The organism is Acidovorax sp. JMULE5 (assembly GCF_013376875.1).
GTDB classification, from domain to species: Bacteria; Pseudomonadota; Gammaproteobacteria; order Burkholderiales; family Burkholderiaceae_C; genus Acidovorax; species Acidovorax facilis.
In genome coordinates, this window is record NZ_CP035951.1 from 4780496 (window position 1) to 4799964 (window position 19469).

Sequence of the window (19469 nt, forward strand, 5' to 3'; positions counted from 1 at the left end):
TTATATTGAATGGATGAGCAATGTTGAAAAATGCTAAATTTTTAACCCTTGCGTTAGCGGCAATCTTGTCGGCATGTGGTGGTGGCGGTAGCGGTGGTTCGGGCGAGACGCAGGAAAATTACAGCATCACGCTTCGGGCTGAAAAGACGCAATTGCCATTAAATATTGCAGGCGCTATGCCTGGCATTGGAGCATATCGACCGTATACCACATCTTTATATGTGGAGGCTCGCAAGGGCAGTGTGCTGATACCTGGTGGTGAGAATGTCTTTGGCTGTAATGTAGCTGGTGGGTTGGATTCGGGGTCGCTATATTATTTGGATGGCGATCCAGATCATCAAACGGAAGTTGATGATGGGAATGGCGGGAAAATAATAATTCCGAACGCCTATCGAAATATTACGTTGGGCGCAAATTCAGGTGGAAATTCTTTCCATTTCCATGCCGGTGATCAAGCTGGAACCGCGCGCATCACATGCTCTGTGACTGATCCGCGTGACAATCAGCAGAAATCTGCGAGTGTGACGATTGCTGTGGGCGGTACCACCGGAAAGCCAGCTAGCGTGCGTATGGAAGCTCAGATTCCAGGTTATCTGGGTACCAAGAACAACGCTAATGGCCTTTTGAGTCAGATGGGAATACAGGCGTTTGTGATGGATGATGCCAATCAGCCTACGGCAAGTGCCTCGGGGGCCAACATGCAGGTTCGCATTCTGTCGGGCACAGATGCAGCCCAGGGTGCGCGTTTGGTCTCTGGTGCTCAGAGTGGTAGCATTTTGCAACTGCCGTCCATCGGCGGTGTTGCAACGTTCTCCCTGTTAAGCAGCACTGAAACTGGAGCAATTTTCCTGGAGTTGACGGCGGATCGTTTTGACAACAATGTGAGCAATGGCATCATTGACCCGATCACATCGATTCAACCGATTTCTGTGCTGGAGGCGCTGACGAGTGCGCCGACACTTGCCGATGTAGATTTGGGCACCGTAACCAAAGGAGTCCCATTCACGGCTCTGCTGACCGTCAGTGGGGGATTGCCGCCTTATGTTTGGTCGGCGACTGGATTGCCTGCCGGTTTGGCTATTGACGCCAGCACCGGTATGCTGAGTGGCACGGCTAGCACCAGCGCACAAGAGCGTGATTACCGTGCCACAGTAACTGTGGTAGACAAGAACAAGCGATCTGCAACGGCTGTTGTCAAACTGAAGTTGGTAAATGGGTTGCCGGAAGACTTTGCAATCGGTGATTGCAACTCGACTGCTGTTTGCTCGTTGGGAACGATTCCTGTTGGGAATAGTTTTACCTACTCGTTTGTTGCTTCGGTAAGCGATGTGACTTGGAGTTTCACTAGTCTGCCGTCTTGGCTGACCAGTGGCACGACCGGTGCCGCCGGGGTTCTCAATGGAACACCCAAGGTGGCTAACTGTGGCGAACAAAGATTCTTGGTGACTGCCACAAAGGGTGCGTCGAAAGTCACACGGACCTTCAGCATCACTGTCGTGAGTGCTGGATCTGTTCCTCCCGGCGGGGACCCTGTCGACTACATCTGCCCGTAGCCGCCAAGTTGCTGCATCGTGTTTAGAAAGTGCACCTGACAATGCTTTGTTGCTAGGTGTCTCCGATTCTTAACCCCGGCTTGCCGGGGTTTTTTATTGTGAAACGCGGTGTGGATCTATGGCCACAGAGTCAATCGGGAACGCCAAAGCGCGTTGCTGTGGCCGGTGCACTGGGTCAGTGCCTACGTTCAAAGAAACCACATGCGCTACCTCGGGCATTTAGCATCTCCTGGCACTCTGGAAGAGTCCTTCGGTATGGGGATTGGGCTTACCCTTCGCCAACCAAGCTGGTGACCAAGAACTTGCGGTGTGGCGTGGTATACGCCTTAACTGCCTCAGTCTTCAGTTTGCTGGGTAGGCAAGTGAAGCAGGCAAAATTGGGATAGTGTGGCGTCGGCGCCGCTGCTTTTTTTACTTAACGTGTAACAACACTTCATGTCCCAGATTGATCAAGCCGTCACCATTGAGCTGGCTGAGCGCAGCTATCGCATCCTGATCGGCGACGGCCACTTGGCCGACGCTGCGTCTTACCTAGGTTTGCCGCGTGCAAGCGCAGCACTAATTGTGAGTAACACCACGGTGGCTCCGCTGTATGTAGGCGCTTTGCGGGCCGCGCTTGTGGGGCGTTATGCACAGATTCATGAACTCCAATTGCCAGACGGCGAAAAGCATAAAAATTGGCAGACCTTGCAACTCATTTTTGATTCGCTGCTGTCCAATGCGTGCGACCGCAAGACAACCATCTTTGCGCTGGGCGGCGGGGTCGTTGGTGACATGACGGGTTTTGCCGCTGCCAGTTACATGCGGGGTGTGCCTTTCGTGCAGGTGCCCACCACGCTGCTGGCCCAAGTGGACTCTTCGGTGGGTGGCAAAACGGCCATCAACCACCCTTTGGGCAAGAACATGATTGGCGCGTTCTACCAGCCGCAGTTGGTGGTGTGCGACCTTGCGGTGCTCGATACGTTGCCAGCGCGCGAGTTCAGTGCCGGTCTTGCAGAGGTCATCAAGTACGGACCGATCTCGGACATGGTCTTTTTTGATTGGCTAGAACGCAATATGGACGTCCTGATCGCGCACGACCGAGATGCCTTGGCGCACGCCGTGCGGCGCAGTTGCGAGATCAAGGCCTGGGTTGTCGGCCAGGATGAAAAAGAGACTGGCCTTCGTGCCATCCTCAATTTCGGCCATACCTTTGGGCACGCCATTGAGGCCGGCATGGGTTATGGCGTGTGGCTGCATGGTGAGGGCGTTGGCGTCGGCATGGTGATGGCGGCAGAGCTTTCTCGCAGGCTTGGCTTGGTGGACGGCGAGTTTGTGGCCCGCCTGAATCTGCTGATCCAGCGCGCGGGGTTGCCCACCAAGGGGCCCATTCTGGACGCCGCAGACAATGCCGGCCGTTATTTGGAACTGATGCGCATCGACAAAAAATCTGAAGCCGGTGAGATCCGATTTGTCGTGATCGATGGCCCGGGCAAGGCGGCAGTGCGCGCTGCACCGGACAGCCTGGTGCGCGAAGTGATTGATGCCTGCTGTGCCTAGAAAGTGCTTGTCACCAATTGCTATAAATAGTATAGCTATTTGCGCTTTGTAGATAAGCGCTGGCGGCAATTTTGATTCCGATCTCTGACCTGGCCCCGTACGCCTGCCACCCTGCTGCGACCGGGGGGCGGCGCTACCCCGAAACACCGGCACCCACACGGACCGAATACCAGCGTGATCGAGACCGGATCGTGCACTCCACTGCATTTCGGCGATTGGTCTACAAGACGCAAGTCTTTCTCAACCATGAAGGGGACCTGTTTCGCACACGCCTGACGCACTCGCTGGAGGTCGCCCAATTGGGGCGGTCCATCGCTCGCTCACTGCGCATCAACGAGGACCTGGTGGAAGCCATCTCGTTGGCCCACGATCTTGGCCACACGCCGTTTGGACATGCCGGCCAGGATGCGCTGCATGGGTGCATGGCGGAGCATGGGGGCTTTGAGCACAACCTGCAGAGCTTGCGGGTGGTGGACAAGCTGGAGGAGCGTTATCCGCAGTACGACGGGCTGAACCTGACCTTCGAGACGCGTGAAGGCGTGCTCAAGCACTGCTCCAGGCAACACGCACAGCAGTTGGAGCGGGAAGAACCCGGTGGCGTTGGTGCAAGGTTTTTGCGCCGGGAGCAGCCCAGCCTGGAGGCGCAGCTGTGCAACTTAGCCGATGAAATCGCCTACAACGCACACGACATCGATGACGGCGTGCGCTCTGGGCTGATCACGCTGGCGCAATTGCAGGACGTGCCCTTGTTCGACCAGTACCGCGCTGCGGCCCAGGCCGAATACCCTGATCTTGTGCGGCCGCTGCTGCAGCGGCGCCTGCTGTTTGAAGCCATACGGCGCATGCTCAGCGCGCAGGTTTATGACGTGATCGATGCCACGCAGGCAGCGCTGGCCAGGCACGCGCCCACTGATGTGCAGGCCGTGCGCCAATCGCCGTCGCTCGTGATGTTTGGCGATGCCATGCGTGCGCGCTCGCTGGAACTCAAGCAGTTCCTCTTCAAAAACCTGTACCGCCATCCACGCGTCATGGAGACCACGGGACGTGCGCAGGAGGTCGTGCGCGACCTGTTTGCAGCGTACACGGCCTCCCCCCACGAAATGAAGGCGGCGTTTGCCGAGCAGGCCTCTGTGGATTGCGGCCCGCTGCGGGCAAGGGCTGTGGCGGATTTCATTGCGGGCATGACAGACCGGTTTGCAGCGCGGGAGCATGAGCGCCTGACGGGGCGGCGGCTTTTCGACTAGCGGCTGTGGGGGGGCAGGGCGCTCGGTAAAATCAACCCCGCACTTCTTCGCGCCCCGTGCGCCCGTTTCATGACTTCCTCCCCCCCTCTACGGTCTCGGCGGCCTCTTCGGAGCCTGCCGATTTGTTCGTTCGCAACACTGTCCGTTGGCTGGAGCGAGCAGTGATCGGGCTCAACCTGTGCCCTTTTGCCAAGGGCGTTCATGTCAAGGGGCAGATTCACTACGTGGTCGCGCTGACCGAAGACTTGACGGAAGTGCAGGCTCTTCTGCGCAGTGAGCTGTCTGCCCTGGTGGCAACCCCTGCCGAAACGCGGGACACCACCTTGCTGATACTCCCTTACTGCCTCCAGGATTTTCTTGATTTCAACGATTTTCTGGGAGATGCGGAGGCACTGCTGGAGGCAATGGAGCTCGACGGCACGCTGCAGATCGCGAGTTTTCACCCCCAGTTTCAGTTTGCGGGCACCGATGTGGATGACGTGACCAATTGCACCAACCGTTCGCCATACCCCACACTGCATCTGCTGCGGGAGGAGAGCATCGACCGCGCCGTGGAGGTGTTTCCGGAGGCAGAAACAATTTTTGAGCGAAATATCGAGGTGCTGCAGGCATTGGGCATGCAGGGCTGGTCTGCGCTGGATGTGGGCCCCAGCGCTGGTACGCCATCGCTGCCGGAAGCGAACCAGGACGTTCGATGATGAGAAAGACCAAAGACCTCTCTGCAGCCCGCGCGCAGCAGCCGCAGGCTTCCCGCCCGAAGGCGGCCGCCTCCAATGCCGAGTCTGCGGAGCTTTCCGAACTGCGGCCGGGCCAGTCGATAGAACTGCTCAAGGAACTGCACATCCTCACGCGCGATGGACGCCTGAATCAGGACTCGCGGCGCAAGCTCAAGCAGGTCTACCACCTGTTCAACTTCATCGAGCCGCTGCTCACAGAGCTTGCCACCACCGACCAGGGGCCGACGCTCGCAGACCATGGGGCGGGCAAGTCGTATCTGGGTTTTATCCTGTACGACCTGTACTTCAAGGCCCTGGGGCACGGGCACATCTACGGGGTGGAAACGCGCGCCGAGCTGGTGGACAAATCCCGCCTGCTGGCGCAGAAGCTGGGCTTTGAACGCATGTCGTTCCTGAATGTGTCGGTGGCGGAATCCACCGGCGCAGATGAATTGCCAGCCCGGATCGATGTGGTCACCGCCTTGCATGCCTGTGACACCGCCACGGACGATGCCATTGCTTTCGGCCTGCAGAAACAGGCCCGGGCGATGGTGCTGGTGCCGTGCTGCCAGGCTGAGATGGCCGCCTGCCTGCGGCAGGGCAAGGCCTTGCAGCTGTCGCGCACGCCCTTGGCAGAGCTGTGGCGCCACCCGCTGCACACGCGCGAACTGGGCAGCCAAGTCACCAATGTGTTGCGCTGTCTGTACCTGGAGGCGAGTGGCTACCAGGTCACAGTGACGGAGCTGGTAGGCTGGGAGCACAGCATGAAGAATGAGCTGATCATTGCCCGCTACACGGGGCAGAAAAAGCGCAGCGCCTCGGAGCGCCTGCGCGCCATTCTGGAAGAGTTTGGCCTCGACAAAGTGTTGGGGGCTCGCTTTGGTCTGAAGCCGGAGGCTCGCGATACCCAGGTTGCCGTGGAATTGGTGCAGGACTGACGCCGCGCCATACGTTGTTGCCGGGGTGAGAAGAAATCGGGGACGGATTTATGATCATCCTTCCCCTAGCTCCCATCCACATCCATGGCCCGCCTGCCGCGCCTGACCCTGCCGGGTCATCTGCACCACGTCATCCAGCGCGGAAACAACCGCCAAAGCATCTTCGCGGACCGCGAAGACTTCGAGACCATGCTTTCGCTGCTGGCAGACAATGCGCAGAAATTTGGTGTTGCTGTGCATGCCTATGTGCTGATGGACAACCACTTTCACCTGCTGGCCACGCCCACTACTGCTGACGGCCTTCCGCAGATGATGCAGGCGGTAGGGCGGCGCTACGTGCAGTATTTCAACCGGCGCCACGCCCGTACGGGCACCCTGTGGGAGGGGCGCTATCGTTCCACGGTGCTGCAGCCCGAGCGGTATCTCCTGCCTTGCATGGTCTACCTTGATCTGAACCCGGTGCGGGCCGGGCAGGTGGCGCAGCCTGGCGACTACCCGTGGTCCAGCCATGCCCATTGGCTGGGACTGCGCCATGACCGTCTGCTCACACCGCATGCTTTGTACTGGGCGCTGGGCAACACGCCGTTTGCGCGCGAGGCGGCGTACGCCGCGCTGGTGCAGGCGGGCATCGGCTCGCAGGAGCAGACTGTGCTGACGTCATCCGCACTCAGTGGTTGGGCGCTGGGCGACGCAGAATTTGTTCAAGAGTTGCAAAAGCACACACCGCGCCGGGTAACCCAGGGACAAGCCGGTAGGCCGGCGCTTCGCAAAACGTCTGAATAAATATGGCATTAGCGCTTGCTATTGTTGGGTTGATCGCTATTAAATTTGATGCGTCCCTAATAAAAAATGAAATTCAATTTTCATTCGTAAATTAAGAATCTGACCCTAATTAAATTCCTTGCCAAAAGATGTTGCAATGCACTAATCTTCCACTCCCTGCGAAAAATATAGGAGTGCGCCATGACCACGGCTGCCGAGATCCAGCATCTGCAACAACACGGTTTGTATTCATCGGGTAACGAACACGACGCCTGCGGCCTCGGGTTTGTGGCCCACATCAAGGGCATCAAGCGCCACGACATCGTGACGCAGGCTCTGAAGATTCTGGAAAACATCGACCACCGTGGCGCGGTGGGTGCCGACCCGCTGATGGGCGACGGCGCTGGCATCCTGATCCAGATCCCTGACGCGCTGTACCGCGAAGAGATGGCGAAGCAAGGCGTGACCTTGCCAGCAGCGGGCGAATACGGCGTGGGCATGATTTTCCTGCCCAAGGAGCATGCTTCCCGCTTGGCTTGCGAACAGGAGATGGAGCGCGCCATCAAGGCAGAAGGCCAGGTACTGCTGGGCTGGCGCGACGTGCCGGTCAATGTGGACATGCCCATGTCCCCCACCGTGCGCAAGAAGGAGCCCATCCTGCGCCAGGTATTCATCGGCCGTGGCAACGACGTGATCGTGCAGGACGCGCTGGAGCGCAAGCTGTACGTGATCCGTAAGACGGCCAGCGCCAACATCCAGGCCCTGAAACTCAAGCACAGCAAGGAATACTACGTTCCCTCCATGTCCAGCCGCACCGTGGTCTACAAGGGCCTGCTGCTGGCCGACCAGGTGGGCGTGTACTACAAGGACCTGTCCGACGAGCGCTGCGTCTCGGCCATCGGTCTGGTGCACCAGCGTTTCTCCACCAACACCTTCCCCGAGTGGCCGCTGGCCCACCCCTACCGCTATGTGGCGCACAACGGTGAAATCAACACCGTCAAGGGCAACTACAACTGGATGAAGGCGCGCGAAGGCGTGATGGCCTCGCCCGTGCTGGCTGCTGACCTGCAAAAGCTGTACCCCATCAGCTTCGCCGACCAGTCTGATACGGCTACGTTCGACAACTGCCTCGAACTGCTGACCATGGCCGGCTACCCCATCAGCCAAGCCGTGATGATGATGATCCCTGAGCCCTGGGAGCAGCACACCACCATGGACGAGCGCCGCCGCGCTTTCTATGAATACCACGCCGCCATGCTGGAGCCTTGGGACGGCCCCGCCTCCATCGTGTTCACCGATGGCCGCCAGATTGGCGCCACGCTGGACCGCAACGGCCTGCGCCCCTCGCGCTACTGCATCACCGATGACGATCTGGTCATCATGGGCTCCGAGTCGGGCGTGTTGCCGGTGCCTGAGAACAAGATCGTGCGCAAGTGGCGCCTGCAGCCCGGCAAGATGTTCCTGATCGACCTGGAACAAGGCCGCATGATCGACGACGACGAGCTGAAAGCCAACATCGTCAACACCAAGCCCTACAAGCAGTGGATCGAAAACCTGCGGATCAAGCTCGACAGCATTGACGCGGGCGCGCAAGTGGCCGCACCGCAGCCTGCCGATCTGCCGCTGCTCGACCGCCAGCAGGCCTTCGGTTACACGCAGGAAGACATCAAGTTCCTGATGGCGCCCATGGCCAAGAATGGTGAAGAGGGCATTGGCTCGATGGGCAATGACAGTCCGCTGGCTGTGCTGTCGGGCAAGAACAAGCCGCTGTACAACTACTTCAAGCAGCTGTTCGCCCAGGTGACGAACCCGCCGATCGATCCGATCCGCGAAGCCATCGTGATGTCGCTCAACAGCTTCATCGGACCCAAGCCGAACCTGCTGGACATCAACCAGGTCAACCCGCCGATGCGGCTCGAAGTGAGCCAGCCCGTGCTCGACTTTGCCGGCATGGCCAAGCTGCGCGACATCGAAAAGTACACGCAAGGCAAGTTCAAGAGCGTGACCATCGACATCACCTACCCACTGAACTGGGGCCGTGAGGGGGTGGAAGCCAAGCTCGCCTCTTTGTGCGCGCAGGCTGTGGATGCCATCAAGGGCGGCGCCAACATCCTGATCGTCAGCGACCGCGCCGTGAGCGCTACTCAGGTGGCGATCCCTGCGCTGCTGGCATTGTCCGCCATCCACCAGCACCTGGTGGGAGCGGGCCTGCGCACCACGGCTGGCCTCGTGGTCGAGACAGGCACCGCGCGCGAAGTGCACCACTTTGCTGTGCTGGCGGGCTATGGCGCCGAGGCCGTGCACCCCTACCTGGCCATGGAAACCCTGGCCGAGATGCACAAGGACCTGGGTGGCGACCTGTCGGCTGACAAGGCCATCTACAACTACGTGAAGGCCATCGGCAAAGGCCTGTCCAAGATCATGTCCAAGATGGGCGTGAGCACGTACATGAGCTACTGCGGCGCGCAGCTGTTCGAGGCCATCGGCCTGAACACCGAAACCGTGGGCAAGTACTTCACCGGCACCGCCAGCCGCGTGGAAGGCATCGGCGTGTTCGAGATCGCAGAAGAAGCCATCCGCATGCACAAGGCCGCGTTTGGTGACGACCCCGTGCTCGAGACCATGCTGGACGCCGGTGGCGAATACGCCTGGCGCGCCCGGGGCGAAGACCACATGTGGACGCCCGATGCGATTGCCAAGCTGCAGCACAGCACGCGCGCCAACAACTGGAACACGTACAAGGAATACGCCCAGCTGATCAACGACCAGAGCAAGCGCCACATGACGCTGCGCGGCCTGTTCGAGTTCAAGATCGACCCCGCCAAGGCGATTCCGGTCGACGAAGTCGAGCCCGCCAAGGAAATCGTCAAGCGCTTTGCCACGGGCGCCATGTCGTTGGGTTCCATCTCCACCGAGGCCCACGCCACGCTCGCCGTGGCCATGAACCGCATCGGCGGCAAGAGCAACACCGGCGAAGGTGGTGAGGACGCCGCACGCTACCGCAACGAACTCAAGGGCATCCCGATCAAGAAGGGCGATACGCTCAAGAGCGTGATCGGTGCTGAGAACGTTGAGGTCGACCTGCCCCTGCAGGACGGCGACTCGCTGCGCAGTCGCATCAAGCAGGTGGCGTCGGGCCGCTTTGGCGTCACCGCCGAATACCTGTCGTCGGCCGACCAGATCCAGATCAAGATGGCCCAGGGTGCCAAGCCCGGCGAGGGTGGTCAGCTGCCGGGTGGCAAGGTCTCCAACTACATCGGCAAGCTGCGCCACAGCGTGCCCGGCGTGGGCCTGATCTCGCCCCCACCGCACCACGACATCTACTCCATTGAGGATCTGGCCCAGCTGATCCACGACCTGAAAAACGTGGCGCCGCATGCGGGCATCAGCGTCAAGCTGGTGTCTGAAGTGGGCGTGGGCACCATTGCGGCCGGCGTGGCCAAGTGCAAGAGCGACCATGTGGTGATCGCCGGGCACGACGGCGGCACGGGCGCATCGCCCTGGTCGTCCATCAAGCACGCTGGCGGCCCCTGGGAAATCGGCCTGGCCGAAACCCAGCAGACACTGGTCCTGAACCGCCTGCGCGGTCGCATCCGCGTGCAGGCCGACGGCCAGATGAAGACCGGCCGTGACGTCGCCATCGGCGCGCTGCTGGGCGCTGACGAGTTCGGCTTTGCCACGGCACCGCTGGTGGTGGAAGGCTGCATCATGATGCGCAAGTGCCACCTGAACACCTGCCCCGTGGGCGTGGCCACGCAAGACCCCGAACTGCGCAAGAAGTTCTCGGGCAAGCCCGAGCACGTGGTGAACTACTTCTTCTTCATCGCCGAAGAAGTGCGCCAGATCATGGCCCAGCTGGGCATCCGAAAGTTCGACGACCTGATCGGCCGCACCGACCTGCTGGACACCCGCCAGGGCCTGGAGCACTGGAAGGCGCGCGGCCTGGACTTCAGCCGCCTGTTCGCCCAGCCCAACGTGCCCGCCGATGTGCCGCGCTTCCACGTGGACGTGCAGGACCACAACATCGAGCACACGCTGGACCGCAAGCTTATCGAGCGCAGCAAGCCCGCCATTGAAAAGGGCGAGCGCGTGCAGTTCATCGAGGTGGCGCGCAACGTGAACCGCTCGGTCGGCGCCATGCTGTCCGGCGCTGTCACCCGCGTGCACCCTGAAGGCCTGCCCGACGACAGCATCCGTATCCAGCTCGAAGGCACGGGCGGCCAGTCGTTCGGTGCGTTCCTCACGCGCGGCATCACGCTGTACCTGATCGGCGACGCCAACGACTACACGGGCAAGGGTCTGTCGGGAGGCCGCGTGGTCGTGCGCCCCAGCATTGATTTCCGCGGTGACGCCGTGCGCAACACCATCGTTGGCAACACCGTGATGTACGGCGCCACCACGGGGGAAGCCTTCTTCAGCGGCGTTGCCGGTGAGCGTTTCGCCGTGCGTCTGTCGGGCGCCACCGCAGTGGTGGAGGGCACGGGCGACCACGGTTGCGAATACATGACCGGGGGCACCGTGGTGGTGCTTGGCAAGACCGGCCGCAACTTCGCGGCGGGCATGAGCGGCGGCGTGGCGTACGTGTACGACGAAGACGGTCAGTTCGACACCCGCTGCAACATGTCCATGGTGACGCTGGAGCGCATCCTGCCCGCCACCGAGCAGGAAGCCACGGTGCCACGCTCGATCTGGCACAACGGACAGACCGACGAAGCCCAGCTCAAGAAGCTGCTGGAAGACCACAACCGCTGGACGGGCAGCAAGCGCGCACGCGAGCTGCTCGACAACTGGGCGGCATCGCGCAGCAAGTTCGTCAAGGTCTTCCCGACCGAGTACAAGCGTGCGTTGGCTGAAATTTATGAACGAAAAGTGCTGGAGGAGTCCGCTACACCAGCGGTAGCTGCTACCAAAAAAGAAGTGGCACCCGCCAAGTAAGGCGACGTCACCCACCTTCGCACAGCATTCATAGACAAGGACATCGTCATGGGAAAAACTACCGGCTTCATGGAATACGAGCGCATCGAAGAGGGCTACAAGCCCGTGCCCGAGCGCTTGAAGCACTACAAGGAATTTGTCATCGGGCTGGATGAAAGCCAGGCCAAGGTGCAAGGCGCGCGCTGCATGGACTGCGGCACGCCGTTCTGCAACAACGGCTGCCCGGTGAACAACATCATTCCGGACTTCAACGATCTGGTGTACCACGCGGACTGGAAGAGCGCGATTGAGGTGCTGCACAGCACCAACAACTTCCCCGAGTTCACCGGCCGCATCTGCCCCGCACCCTGCGAGGCCGCCTGCGTGCTCAATGTGAACGACGACGCCGTGGGCATCAAGTCCATCGAGCACGCGATCATTGACCGTGCGTGGGAGGAGGGCTGGGTACAGCCACGCGTTGCCAAGCACAAAACCGGCAAGAAGGTGGCCGTGGTGGGCTCTGGCCCTGCGGGCATGGCGGCAGCACAGCAACTCGCGCGCGCTGGACACAGCGTCACGCTGTTTGAAAAGAACGACCGTGTGGGCGGGCTGCTGCGTTACGGCATTCCGGACTTCAAGATGGAGAAGTCGCACATCGACCGCCGCGTCAAGCAGATGGAAGCCGAAGGCGTGGTCTTCCGCACGGGTGTGTTCGTGGGCGCCGCCAAGGATGGCTTGGGCAAGGATTCCAAAGTCACCAACTGGGCCAAGGAAACCGTCACGCCCGAGCAGTTGAACAAGGAGTTCGATGCCGTGCTGCTGACCGGTGGCGCTGAGCAATCGCGCGATCTGCCCGTGCCGGGCCGTGACCTCGATGGCATCCACTTCGCGATGGAGTTCTTGCCGCAGCAGAACAAGGTCAACGCGGGCGACAAGCTCAAGGGCCAGCTGCGCGCCGATGGCAAACACGTCATCGTGATTGGTGGCGGCGACACCGGTAGCGACTGCGTGGGTACCAGCAACCGCCATGGCGCCGTGAGCGTCACCCAGTTTGAGTTGATGCCCCAGCCGCCCGAAGAGGAAAACCGCCCGCTGACCTGGCCCTACTGGCCGATCAAGCTGCGCACCAGCTCCAGCCACGAAGAGGGTTGCGAGCGCGAGTTCGCCATCTCCACCAAGGAGTTCATCGGCGAAAAGGGCAAGGTCACCGGCCTCAAGACCGTGCGCGTGGAGTTCAAGGACGGCAAGATGGTCGAGGTGGCCGGGTCTGAGAAGATCCTGAAGGCCGATCTGGTGTTGCTGGCCATGGGCTTCGTGAGCCCGGTGGCTGCCGTGCTGGAAGCTTTTGGCGTGGACAAGGATGCCCGGGGCAATGCCCGCGCCACGACCGACTTCGATGGCGGTTATGCCACCAACGTGCCCAAGGTGTTCGCAGCTGGCGACATTCGGCGTGGTCAGTCGCTGGTCGTCTGGGCCATCCGCGAAGGCCGCCAGGCCGCGCGTGCAGTCGATGAGTTCCTCATGGGCTACTCAGACCTGCCGCGCTGATCGGCTGCAGAACATGCAATCGAAACGGCGCTGCGGCGCCGTTTTTCATGGCGGGTTGGTCAGGGCGTAAAGCGATCGGTGGATATGCCCCTGGAAGTTGGGAGGGGAAGGACGGCGGACGCATTCTTGGGCGAGGCCACCGACTGGACCCGGCGCGCGCCCGCCAGTCCAGGTGGATGGCCTCGCCTTCCACGTCTGCGCGTCTTTGTTGGCACAATCGAGGGTTCTGTCAATCCGGGGTTGTATGGCGTCTGAGCGACCATCCATCTCATGATGCAGATGCTTCAAGATGCAAACATACATGTATGTATGTTTGCATCTTGAGCTACCATCGCGGCTTCCTGCGGCCCGAGGAATCACTGTGTGGTGACTGACGACCCGGAATCCTGAATCTTTTTGCATGTCTGACCCCTCCCTCCTTGCCGAACTGCGCAATGTCACGTTCTCCTACGGAGACCGCGACATCCTGCGTGACGTTTCGCTGACCGTGCCGCGTGGCAAGGTCACGGCGCTGATGGGCGCCTCCGGTGGGGGCAAGACCACGGTGCTGCGCCTGATAGGAGGGCAGCAGCGGGCTTCGGGCGGTGAAGTCCTGTTTGATGGGCAGGACGTGGGTCGCCTCGATGCGTCAGGCTTGTACGCCGTCCGTCGCCGGATGGGGATGCTGTTCCAGTTCGGGGCGTTGTTCACCGACCTGAGTGTTTTCGAGAATGTGGCCTTTCCGCTCAGGGAGCACACCGACCTTTCCGAAGCGCTGATCCGCGACGTGGTCCTCATGAAACTGCATGCCGTGGGCCTGCGCGGCGCACGTGATCTCATGCCCAGCGAGATTTCGGGGGGAATGGCCCGGCGCGTGGCTCTGGCCCGTGCCATTGCGCTGGACCCGGAGCTGGTGATGTACGACGAGCCTTTTGCGGGGCTGGACCCCATTTCCCTGGGAACGGCGGCGCAGCTGATCCGCCAGCTCAATGATGCCATGGGCCTCACGAGCATCGTGGTCTCGCACGACCTGGAGGAAACCTTCCGGCTGGCAGACCACGTGATCATCCTCGGGGCTGGCGTGGTGGCCGCCCAGGGCACGCCAGATGAGGTGCGTGCCAGCACGGACCCCCTGGTCCACCAGTTTGTCAATGCCTTGCCCACAGGGCCGGTACCCTTTCATTACCCTGGCCCTGACGAGGTGCAGGACTTCGGACCTGTGGGAGGGCGTGCACGGTGAGCTGGTACAACCCCTCCGATGTCGGTTTTGCCGTGCGCCAAAAGCTGGCCGACATTGGCATGGGCGCGCGTCTTTTTGTACGGCTGGTGCGGATGGTGGGTGCCACCTTCATGCGGCCTTCGCTGGTGCGCGACCAGGTGCATTTTCTGGGCAACTACTCGCTGGCAATCATTGCGGTGTCTGGCCTCTTTGTGGGTCTGGTGCTGGGGCTGCAGGGGTATTACACGCTGCAGCGCTACGGTTCAGCAGAAGCGCTGGGTCTTCTGGTCACGCTGTCGCTGGTGCGGGAGCTGGGACCCGTGGTCACCGCCTTGCTGTTTGCGGGGCGGGCGGGCACGTCGCTGACGGCCGAGATTGGTTTGATGCGTGCGGGCGAGCAGTTCAGCGCGATGGAAATGATGGCGGTGGACCCCGTCCAGCGCATTCTGGCGCCCCGCTTCTGGGCCGGCGTGATCACCATGCCCCTGCTGGCGGCGGTGTTCAGTGCGGTGGGGGTGATTGGTGGCTGGAGCGTGGGCGTGCTCATGATCGGCATCGACCCCGGCGCTTTCTGGAGCCAGACGCAGGGCGGCGTTGACGTGTGGAAAGACGTGGGCAACGGTGTGCTCAAAAGCGTGGTGTTCGGCGTTGCCGTCACCTTCGTGGCGTTGCTGCAGGGCTTTACTGCCAAGCCCACGCCCGAGGGAGTGTCGCGTGCCACCACGCGCACCGTGGTGATGGCGTGCCTGGCCGTGCTGGGGCTCGACTTCGTCCTCACGGCCCTGATGTTCAGTATCTGAGCTGGCGATGCTGGCAGTGAAGAGGAAATAAACAATGCAACGCTCCAAAAACGATCTCTGGGTTGGGCTGTTCGTGATGCTGGGGGCCGTGGCGCTGGTGTTTCTGGCGCTTCAGTCCGCCAATTTGCTGAGCCTGAATTTCCAGTCCGGCTACCGCATCACGGCGCGCTTTGACAACATCGGCGGGCTCAAGCCTCAGGCGGCGGTGCGCGGTGCGGGCGTGGTCGTCGGGCGTGTGGAGTCCATCACGTTCGACGACAAGACCTACCAGGCGCGGGTGACGCTGGCAATGGAAAACCGCTACGCTTTCCCCAAGGACAGCTCCCTCAAGATTCTCACCAGCGGCCTGTTGGGTGAGCAGTACATCGGTATTGAGGCCGGGGCGGACGAGAAGAACCTTGCTGCGGGCGACATGGTCACCGCGACCCAGTCAGCCGTGGTGCTCGAAAACCTCATTGGACAGTTTCTCTACAGCAAAGCCGAAGACGGCGGTAAGCCCACAGGGGCAGGTGACAAGAAATGAAGAACTTTGAAACAACCACCCTGCCCACCGGCTCCAAGCAGCAGGGCTTGCCACGTGCCCTGGGCGGTTCGGCGCTGCTGTTGGCCGGCGCGCTGCTTTCGGGCTGTGCCACCGTGGCCAATCCTGACCCGCGTGATCCGCTGGAGTCCTACAACCGGAGCATGACCAACTTCAACGAGCAAGTTGATGCCATGGTGCTCAAGCCGGTAGCGATTGCCTACCAGGACATCGCGCCCGCCCCCGTGCGCACGGGGGTGAGCAACTTTTTCGCCAACATCGGCGATGTCTGGTCGTTTGTGAACAACGTGCTGCAGCTGCGCGCGGAAGCCGCCGCCTCGACGTTCATGCGCGTCAATGTCAACACCTTCATGGGCCTCGGCGGGGTGCTCGATATCGCCAGTGAGCTGGGCATAGACCGCTACAAGCAGGACTTTGGCCTGACGCTGGGCCGATGGGGCGTGGGAACCGGCCCATACCTGGTGCTGCCGGTTCTCGGTCCGTCCACGGTGCGCGACACCTTTGCGCTGCCGGTGGACATGAAGGGCAACGTGGTGAGCTATGTGGACCCGGTCTCGGCCCGGAACACGCTGTATGCACTGCGGGTGGTGGACACGCGCGCCAATCTTTTGCGGGCAAGCTCCGTCCTGGACAGTGCCGCGCTGGACAAGTACAGCTTCACGCGGGACGTTTTCCTGCAGGTGCGCAGCCAGGCTGGTGAGCCCCAGAACAGCAAGGGCTCGGACGGCAAAGACGGCGTATTGCCGCAAGAGCCTCCCCGTTGAGGTGATTTCCAGAGGGCTGCCCGCCGATGGCGGCCATAGCGCGGGCGATCGTGTTGCACTTGCTTGCACACCGCAACGCCCGCGACGCATGCGTTGTTTCTGCGGCCACCACAATGCAACACGGGCATGCCGGATGGCGGCTCATGACTGAATGAGAAAGTAGAGGATAGAGGACATGATGAACCGACGTTCCCTGGGCCACCTGGCACTGTGTGCTGCCGCCGTGGCATCGCTGGGCTTGCCGCTGGCCGCTCTGGCGGCAGACGAAGCGCCGGACGCGATGATCAAGCGCCTGTCCACCGACGTGCTCAATACTGTGAAGTCGGACAAGGCCATCCAGGGCGGCGATCTGACCAAGGTGATCGCGCTGGTGGACAAGACCGTGATGCCCAACGTCAACTTTCGCCGCATGACCGCCGCTGCCGTGGGGCCAGGCTGGCGCCAGGCCACGCCCGAGCAGCAAAAACGCCTGCAGGACGAGTTCAAGATATTGCTGGTGCGAACCTATGCGGGTGCGCTGGCGCAGGTCAACGACCAAAGCATCCAGGTCAAGCCCCTGCGCGCTGCGCCCGAAGATAAGGACGTGCTGGTGCGCACCGAAATCGTGGGCCGTGGCGACCCCATTCAGCTGGACTACCGCCTCGAAAAAACCCCTGGCGACGGCGCAGGCTGGAAGATCTACAACCTGAATGTGCTGGGTGTCTGGCTGGTGGAAACCTACCGGGGCCAGTTTGCCCAGGAGATCAACGCCAAGGGCATTGATGGCCTGATCGAGACCCTGGCTGCGCGCAACAAAGCCAACTCCACCGCCAAGGGCTGAGCCTCCTCCATGCTGGTTCTCCCCCCCGAGCTGACCCACCGCCAGGCCACAGCCTGCCTGCAGATGCTTCTGCAGGGGCTGCGCGTGCACCGTGAAAGTGGTGTGGTGGTGGATGCGAGCGCGATGACGGTGTTTGACAGCTCGGCCCTGGCCGTACTGCTGGAATGCCGGCGTGAGGCGCTGTCCGTGGGCAAGACCTTTGCCGTGCAGGGGTTGCCCACGGCGCTGCGCGGCATGGCGGGCTTGTACGGCGTTGGCACCTTGCTCACGCCCGTGTCCTGAGGCTGCATACCCTCCGCCATAACGCAGTTCGGGGCAAGGCCGTAAAATCAGGGGCTTCATGCCCGCAGTCTCCTTCCAAGCCATATCCAAGACCTTTGCCACGCCCAAAGGCCCTTTTCAGGCACTGAACCAGGTCAACCTGGACATTGAGGAGGGCGAGTTCTTCGGACTCCTCGGCCCCAACGGTGCCGGTAAAACCACCCTGATCAGCATCCTCGCGGGCCTGGCGCGCGCCAGCAGCGGCCGTGTGCTGGTGCAGGGCAGCGACGTGCAGGCCGACTTCGCCGAGGCGCGCCGCAAGCTCGGTGTGGTGCCGCAGGAACTGGTGTTCGACCCCTTCTTCAATGTGCGCGAATCGCTGCGCATCCAGTCCGGCTATTTCGGCGTGAAGAACAACGACGCCTGGATCGACGAGCTGCTGGAGAACCTGGGCCTTACCGACAAGGCCAACGCCAACATGCGGCAACTCTCGGGCGGCATGAAGCGCCGCGTGCTCGTGGCGCAGGCGCTGGTGCACAAGCCGCCCATCATCGTGCTCGACGAACCAACGGCTGGCGTGGACGTGGAGCTGCGCCAGACCCTTTGGCACTTTGTCGCGCGCCTGAACAAGGAAGGCCACACGGTGTTGCTGACCACGCATTACCTGGAAGAAGCCGAAGCCCTGTGTGGCCGCATTGCCATGCTCAAGTCCGGCCAGATCGTAGCGCTGAACCGCACCAGCGAACTGCTGCAGGCGGCTTCAGGCAGCATCCTGCAGTTCAAGACCGATGCGGCTTTGCCACCCGCCCTGGCGATGGCGGCGCGTGTAACCGGTCGTATCGTGCAACTGCCCGCGCACGACGCCGCAGAGATCGAAAGCCACCTGGCAGCGCTGCGCGTAGCGGGCGTGGAGGTGCATGACATGGAGATCCGCAGGCCGGACCTGGAGGATGTGTTCTTGCAGGTGATGTCCGGTACATCTGCGTCCAACATCCCACTCGAAGGTGTCGCGCTATGACCGGCTGGCAGACCCTGTTCTACAAGGAAGTCCTGCGGTTCTGGAAGGTCAGCTTCCAGACCGTTGCCGCGCCGGTGCTCACGGCCGTGTTGTACCTGCTGATCTTCGGCCACGTGCTCGAAGACCATGTGAAGGTTTACGACCGCATCAGCTACACCGCCTTTCTGGTGCCCGGCCTCGTGATGATGAGCGTGCTGCAAAACGCCTTTGCCAACAGCTCGTCGAGCCTGATCCAAAGCAAGATCATGGGCAGTCTGGTGTTTGTGCTGCTTACGCCGCTGTCGCACTGGGCCTGGTTTGTGGCCTACGTGGGCTCGTCCATGGTGCGCGGGCTGGTGGTGGGGCTGGGTGTGTTCATCGTCACGCTGGCTTTTGCGCGGCCGGAGTTTGCAGCGCCGCTGTGGATACTGGTGTTTGCGGTGCTGGGCGCGGGCCTGCTGGCCACGTTGGGGCTCATTGCCGGGCTGTGGGCCGACAAGTTTGATCAGCTCGCCGCGTTCCAAAACTTCGTGGTGGTGCCCATGACGTTCCTCTCGGGCGTGTTCTATTCCATTCAGTCGCTGCCGCCGTTCTGGCAGACCGTGAGCCACCTCAACCCGTTTTTCTACATGATTGACGGGTTCCGCTATGGCTTCTTTGGCCAGAGCGATACCTCGCCCTGGCTCAGCCTCACCATCGTGGGCGTTGCCTGGCTGGCCGTGAGCTTTCTCGCCGTGCACCTGCTGCGCACCGGCTACAAAATTCGGAACTAGAGCGTGCCATGCCCTTTTACGTACCCGCGTTGCCCCTGTGGCCCTGTGATCGCAAGGCGCGCCGCGTGGTCAATGCTGGTTGCATTGGCAAGCGGCGCAAC

At 61.4% G+C, this 19469-nt stretch carries 16 protein-coding genes; all 16 read left to right on the forward strand.

All coding sequences use genetic code 11. The features are described from left to right. Window positions 1–20 precede the first annotated feature (20 nt). The 16 genes from EXV95_RS21725 to EXV95_RS21800 all read left to right on the forward strand — a co-directional run bounded on the left by EXV95_RS21725 (window position 21) and on the right by EXV95_RS21800 (window position 19368). Entirely contained in the window at window positions 21–1553 is a 1533-nt protein-coding gene (locus EXV95_RS21725) for a putative Ig domain-containing protein (protein ID WP_176888450.1), read from the forward strand. 435 nt (window positions 1554–1988) lie between these two features. Further along, entirely contained in the window at window positions 1989–3092 is a 1104-nt protein-coding gene (aroB, locus tag EXV95_RS21730) for a 3-dehydroquinate synthase (RefSeq protein ID WP_176888452.1), read from the forward strand. Between the two features lie 74 nt (window positions 3093–3166). Next, complete coding sequence (locus EXV95_RS21735) at window positions 3167–4336, forward strand: deoxyguanosinetriphosphate triphosphohydrolase (RefSeq protein ID WP_176889143.1); 1170 nt, start codon at window positions 3167–3169, stop codon at window positions 4334–4336. A gap of 122 nt (window positions 4337–4458) precedes the next feature. After that, entirely contained in the window at window positions 4459–5034 is a 576-nt protein-coding gene (locus EXV95_RS21740) for a DUF1415 domain-containing protein (RefSeq protein WP_176888454.1), read from the forward strand. Beyond that, the gene (locus tag EXV95_RS21745) at window positions 5034–5990 is read left to right on the forward strand and encodes an SAM-dependent methyltransferase (RefSeq protein WP_176888455.1); all 957 of its coding nucleotides are present in this window, start codon (window positions 5034–5036) and stop codon (window positions 5988–5990) included. Before EXV95_RS21740 ends, EXV95_RS21745 begins: the two co-directional genes overlap by 1 nt. A gap of 84 nt (window positions 5991–6074) precedes the next feature. Further along, on the forward strand, window positions 6075–6773 hold the full coding sequence (locus EXV95_RS21750; protein ID WP_176888457.1) for a transposase: 699 nt from the start codon (window positions 6075–6077) through the stop codon (window positions 6771–6773). A 180-nt stretch (window positions 6774–6953) separates the two neighbouring features. Next, window positions 6954–11687, forward strand: coding sequence for a glutamate synthase-related protein (locus EXV95_RS21755; RefSeq protein WP_176888459.1), 4734 nt, complete (start codon window positions 6954–6956; stop codon window positions 11685–11687). Between the two features lie 48 nt (window positions 11688–11735). Then, the gene (locus EXV95_RS21760) at window positions 11736–13214 is read left to right on the forward strand and encodes a glutamate synthase subunit beta (protein ID WP_176888461.1); all 1479 of its coding nucleotides are present in this window, start codon (window positions 11736–11738) and stop codon (window positions 13212–13214) included. 400 nt (window positions 13215–13614) lie between these two features. After that, window positions 13615–14433 carry an ABC transporter ATP-binding protein gene (locus EXV95_RS21765; RefSeq protein WP_176888464.1) on the forward strand — a complete coding sequence of 273 codons (819 nt, stop codon included), beginning with the start codon at window positions 13615–13617 and terminating at the stop codon, window positions 14431–14433. Further along, window positions 14430–15212 (forward strand): lipid asymmetry maintenance ABC transporter permease subunit MlaE, encoded by a 783-nt coding sequence (mlaE, locus tag EXV95_RS21770; RefSeq protein ID WP_176888466.1) that lies wholly within the window; start codon window positions 14430–14432, stop codon window positions 15210–15212. The genes EXV95_RS21765 and mlaE overlap by 4 nt, the downstream gene beginning before the upstream one ends. A 34-nt stretch (window positions 15213–15246) precedes the next feature. Beyond that, window positions 15247–15735 (forward strand): outer membrane lipid asymmetry maintenance protein MlaD, encoded by a 489-nt coding sequence (gene mlaD / locus EXV95_RS21775; protein ID WP_176888468.1) that lies wholly within the window; start codon window positions 15247–15249, stop codon window positions 15733–15735. Then, window positions 15732–16517: a VacJ family lipoprotein gene (locus EXV95_RS21780; RefSeq protein ID WP_176888470.1), complete on the forward strand. Its 786-nt coding sequence runs from the start codon at window positions 15732–15734 to the stop codon at window positions 16515–16517. Before mlaD ends, EXV95_RS21780 begins: the two co-directional genes overlap by 4 nt. A gap of 175 nt (window positions 16518–16692) precedes the next feature. Then, window positions 16693–17337: a phospholipid-binding protein MlaC gene (locus EXV95_RS21785; RefSeq protein WP_055399250.1), complete on the forward strand. Its 645-nt coding sequence runs from the start codon at window positions 16693–16695 to the stop codon at window positions 17335–17337. A 9-nt stretch (window positions 17338–17346) separates the two neighbouring features. Beyond that, entirely contained in the window at window positions 17347–17619 is a 273-nt protein-coding gene (locus tag EXV95_RS21790; RefSeq protein WP_055399248.1) for an STAS domain-containing protein, read from the forward strand. A gap of 58 nt (window positions 17620–17677) precedes the next feature. Next, a complete protein-coding gene (locus EXV95_RS21795) occupies window positions 17678–18616 on the forward strand; it encodes an ABC transporter ATP-binding protein (protein WP_055399246.1) in 939 nt (312 codons plus the stop codon). Then, window positions 18613–19368, forward strand: a complete 756-nt coding sequence (locus EXV95_RS21800) for an ABC transporter permease (RefSeq protein ID WP_055399244.1) — start codon at window positions 18613–18615, stop codon at window positions 19366–19368. The genes EXV95_RS21795 and EXV95_RS21800 overlap by 4 nt, the downstream gene beginning before the upstream one ends. The last annotated feature ends 101 nt before the right edge of the window (window positions 19369–19469 follow it).

Coding starts and splice junctions, on each gene's coding strand:
- EXV95_RS21765 (WP_176888464.1), top strand. CDS start 13,615: ATGTCTGACCCCTCCCTCCTTGCCGAACTGCGCAATGTCACGTTCTCC.
- mlaD (WP_176888468.1), top strand. CDS start 15,247: ATGCAACGCTCCAAAAACGATCTCTGGGTTGGGCTGTTCGTGATGCTG.
- EXV95_RS21760 (WP_176888461.1), top strand. CDS start 11,736: ATGGGAAAAACTACCGGCTTCATGGAATACGAGCGCATCGAAGAGGGC.
- EXV95_RS21800 (WP_055399244.1), top strand. CDS start 18,613: ATGACCGGCTGGCAGACCCTGTTCTACAAGGAAGTCCTGCGGTTCTGG.
- aroB (WP_176888452.1), top strand. CDS start 1,989: ATGTCCCAGATTGATCAAGCCGTCACCATTGAGCTGGCTGAGCGCAGC.
- EXV95_RS21780 (WP_176888470.1), top strand. CDS start 15,732: ATGAAGAACTTTGAAACAACCACCCTGCCCACCGGCTCCAAGCAGCAG.
- EXV95_RS21745 (WP_176888455.1), top strand. CDS start 5,034: ATGAGAAAGACCAAAGACCTCTCTGCAGCCCGCGCGCAGCAGCCGCAG.
- EXV95_RS21790 (WP_055399248.1), top strand. CDS start 17,347: ATGCTGGTTCTCCCCCCCGAGCTGACCCACCGCCAGGCCACAGCCTGC.
- EXV95_RS21795 (WP_055399246.1), top strand. CDS start 17,678: ATGCCCGCAGTCTCCTTCCAAGCCATATCCAAGACCTTTGCCACGCCC.
- EXV95_RS21755 (WP_176888459.1), top strand. CDS start 6,954: ATGACCACGGCTGCCGAGATCCAGCATCTGCAACAACACGGTTTGTAT.
- EXV95_RS21785 (WP_055399250.1), top strand. CDS start 16,693: ATGATGAACCGACGTTCCCTGGGCCACCTGGCACTGTGTGCTGCCGCC.
- EXV95_RS21725 (WP_176888450.1), top strand. CDS start 21: ATGTTGAAAAATGCTAAATTTTTAACCCTTGCGTTAGCGGCAATCTTG.
- EXV95_RS21750 (WP_176888457.1), top strand. CDS start 6,075: ATGGCCCGCCTGCCGCGCCTGACCCTGCCGGGTCATCTGCACCACGTC.